3 protein-coding genes and 1 pseudogene are annotated in these 2,774 nt (G+C 62.1%); 2 read left to right on the top strand and 2 right to left on the bottom strand.

The window, feature by feature from the left end; translation table 11 throughout:
• Positions 1–137: 137 nt before the first annotated feature.
• The gene (locus tag SMD10_RS25125; RefSeq protein ID WP_331688459.1) at positions 138–623 is read right to left on the bottom strand and encodes a MarR family winged helix-turn-helix transcriptional regulator; all 486 of its coding nucleotides are present in this window, start codon (positions 621–623) and stop codon (positions 138–140) included.
• Positions 620–1,315: a TetR/AcrR family transcriptional regulator gene (locus SMD10_RS25120; RefSeq protein WP_331688458.1), complete on the bottom strand. Its 696-nt coding sequence runs from the start codon at positions 1,313–1,315 to the stop codon at positions 620–622. Before SMD10_RS25120 ends, SMD10_RS25125 begins: the two co-directional genes overlap by 4 nt.
• A 68-nt stretch (positions 1,316–1,383) precedes the next feature.
• Here SMD10_RS25120 and SMD10_RS25115 point away from each other — a divergent pair, with 68 nt between their 5' ends.
• Both SMD10_RS25115 and SMD10_RS25110 read left to right on the top strand, forming a co-directional pair.
• Positions 1,384–2,265, top strand: coding sequence for an NAD(P)-dependent oxidoreductase (locus SMD10_RS25115; protein ID WP_331688457.1), 882 nt, complete (start codon positions 1,384–1,386; stop codon positions 2,263–2,265).
• A gap of 157 nt (positions 2,266–2,422) precedes the next feature.
• A pseudogene (locus tag SMD10_RS25110) lies at positions 2,423–2,774 on the top strand (amidohydrolase family protein); the annotation flags it as partial.

Here is a 2,774-nt window from a genome sequence, read left to right as displayed (position 1 = left end):
ATAATCGATCGCTCGTCGGCCGAGTGAACTCGGCCAGCAATCGTAGCTCTTGCTTGATCCGCAAAAGCCAGAAGCACGGGATCAACTTGTCAACGAGGAGGTCGATCGACACCGTGGTCGACGTCGGCATTTCGTCCCTAAAGGCCACGGGATGGGAGTTCGTTGATCGTGTCGGCAAACTTTCGCATGAGGCGTACCGACTCGTCTACCTCACGCGGATCCCAGGTCTCGAATATGGCGCGGCCGATCTTCTCGCGTGTTTCGTCGAGCTGTTTGGCTATCGCCTCGCCCTTCCGAGTGATGACGGCGCCGCGGACGCGCCGGTCTGCGCTACTGCGGCGCTCCGCGAAGCCAAGGCTTTCAAGCTTGGCGACCTGCCGGTTGACAGTGGTATGGTCGCGTCCCAGCCGGTCGGCCATTTCCACAACACCGACGGGGCCAAACCTCTCAACCCCGACGAAAAGGGAGAAAAGAGCCCGGTCGAGCGGCACTCCGGCTTCGCAAATGAGCCATTCGCAGCGCTGAGGCCCGTTCATCAGAAGGGCGATGTCGAGCAGAGCTGCATGCAGCGCCCGGAGCCGATGCTCAGTATGTGCGCCTCGAACACTCTCGCTTGGCGTCATGTCGGTCCGCTTTCGGAGCTTGAACGCACGTAGCTGAGAAACAGCTTGACGAGCTCGTCTTCGAATTCCGCAGTGCCGAGGTAGGACGATTGTTCCATCACCGCCGAGCGGACGGTGCCGATCACCGCACGGGTCATGACATAAAGTTCCACTGACGTCAGCATCTTGAAATGTTCGCCCTGCGACCGCGAATTTCGGTCGAGGATGGCTTGCACCGCCTCCTCGACCGGCCGGGTCAGTTCGTCGGCCAAATCATTGGCAATCAAGGCCTCAATCAGGAATTTGCGCACCCGCTGGCGGCCTCCGAAAGCCTGGAGCACCGAACGGACGATGGCTCGCCCGAGCTCGACGATGTCCGGCGCGTGTTCGTCGGCGATGCGATCGACGGTCGCTCGATTGACCAGATCCAACTCTCGCCGCGCCATCGCGATCAGGATCGCGTTCTTGTTCGGAAAATACTGGTACAGCGTTCCGATACTGACCCCCGCCAGTTGAGCGATGGCGTTGGTGGTGAATCCGTCCAGGCCCTGGGTCTGAAGAATCCGAGCCGCCGCCTCGAAAATCGCCTCCAGCGTCTCTTCCGAGCGCGATTGGCGTGGCTTTCTTCTATACGGATCAATGGGTTGCATGGCCTCGAGTCCTCCCTTCGGGACAGCCTGGAAAGCGAGTAGCGAAATATGAGCCTCGCTCATATTATGCACTTCAGATGGCGTTTGACCAATCGTCGAGCGCCGCCATTCCGATCGAAGGAGAAAAGCGCATGAACATTGCGTTCTTGGGCCTTGGCCGCATGGGGGCGGGCATGGCGACATGTCTGGCGAAGGCGGGCGACCATGCCCTTACCGTGTGGAACCGCAGTCCCGAAAAGGCTGCCCCGTTAGCGGAGATTGGCGCCGGAGTGGCTGCGGACCCGGTCGACGCCATCCGCGAGGCCGACCTGGTGATGACCAGCCTGATGGACGACAAATCCATCGAGGCGCTGTTCCACGACCAGAGCGCCGCGTTGACGGCGATGCGGCCCGGCGCCGTTCACCTGTGCCTGACCACGATCTCGCCGGACTGCGCCAATCGTCTGGAGGCGCTGCATGCGGCGCACGGCAGCCGTTACGTCTCGGGACCCGTGGTCGGCCGGCCGGATGCGGCCGCGGCGGGCAAGCTGATCCAGTTCCTGGCAGGCGATGCCGCCGCCGCCGCCCTCGTGGAACCCGTTTGCAGTGCTTTTGCCGAACGGGTCGTGCGTCTGCCGGGGCCGGCCGGCGTTGCCAACAGTCAGAAGCTCTGCATCAACTTTTTCGCCGCGGCCATCATCGAGGTGGTGGGCGAATGCTTCACCCTCGGCGACAAGCTCGGCGTACCACGTGAGAATCTGGCGTTCTTCCTTAAGCAAAGCCTGCCGATGCCGGCGCTGAAGCTCTACGTGGAGCGACTGTTCAAACGGGAAACCGATGGTTCGGAAGGGTTCTCCATGATGGGGGGCAGGAAGGACCTGACGCTGATGCTCGATGCGGCCGCGTCGGCCGGCTGCCCCATCGACATCGCCGACGTCATCGCGGACAAGATGGACGCCGCCATCGCGCAGGGAATGGGACATCTCGACTGGAGCGCCACCCAGGAGATCACGCGCCAACGCGCCGGGCTCTGAATAGCCGGCGCTCTCGCCAACAGGCCGGATAATCTTGCGGGTCGGAGACGGCAGGGCTCGAAAAACTCGTCGATGACTGTCCCATCGGACGGAAGGCAGCGTGCGAGGTTCTGGATCGGAAACGAACTTCAGGCCGTTGCCGAAAGGGAGGAAAGGCATGAGTGGTTTCCTTATTCGCAACGCTCACGTCATCGCGTCGCCGCACACAGGCGAACTTGGAAAAGTCCAGTCGATCCTGATCGAGGATGACAGGATTTCGGCCCTGGGCGAGGAAGCAGACGCCCAGGCGAGCGATGTTCGCGAGACGATGGATGCCGAAGGCCGCATCATCGTTCCCGGCCTGGTCAACGCGCACATGCACAGTTGGCAAGCCCCGCTGCGCGGCATCGCGCTCGACTGGAACCTGCTCGAATATCTGGCCTACATGCATGGACAAGTCGTGCCCAAGATGACGCCCGATGACGTCCATATCGGCACCCTGGCCGCGGCCGTCACCCAGATCGCGTCTG

The sequence above is a fragment of the Consotaella aegiceratis genome (assembly GCF_036541425.1).
Classification (GTDB): Bacteria; Pseudomonadota; Alphaproteobacteria; order Rhizobiales; family Rhizobiaceae; genus Consotaella; species Consotaella aegiceratis.
The sequence above is the reverse complement of the archived record's forward strand: the minus strand, read 5'-3'. Positions and strand labels throughout refer to the sequence as shown.

Excerpts from the sequence above, each read along its gene's own strand:
- SMD10_RS25125 (WP_331688459.1), bottom strand. The coding sequence starts at position 623 with ATGACGCCAAGCGAGAGTGTTCGAGGCGCACATACTGAGCATCGGCTC.
- SMD10_RS25120 (WP_331688458.1), bottom strand. The coding sequence starts at position 1,315 with ATGAGCGAGGCTCATATTTCGCTACTCGCTTTCCAGGCTGTCCCGAAG.
- SMD10_RS25115 (WP_331688457.1), top strand. The coding sequence starts at position 1,384 with ATGAACATTGCGTTCTTGGGCCTTGGCCGCATGGGGGCGGGCATGGCG.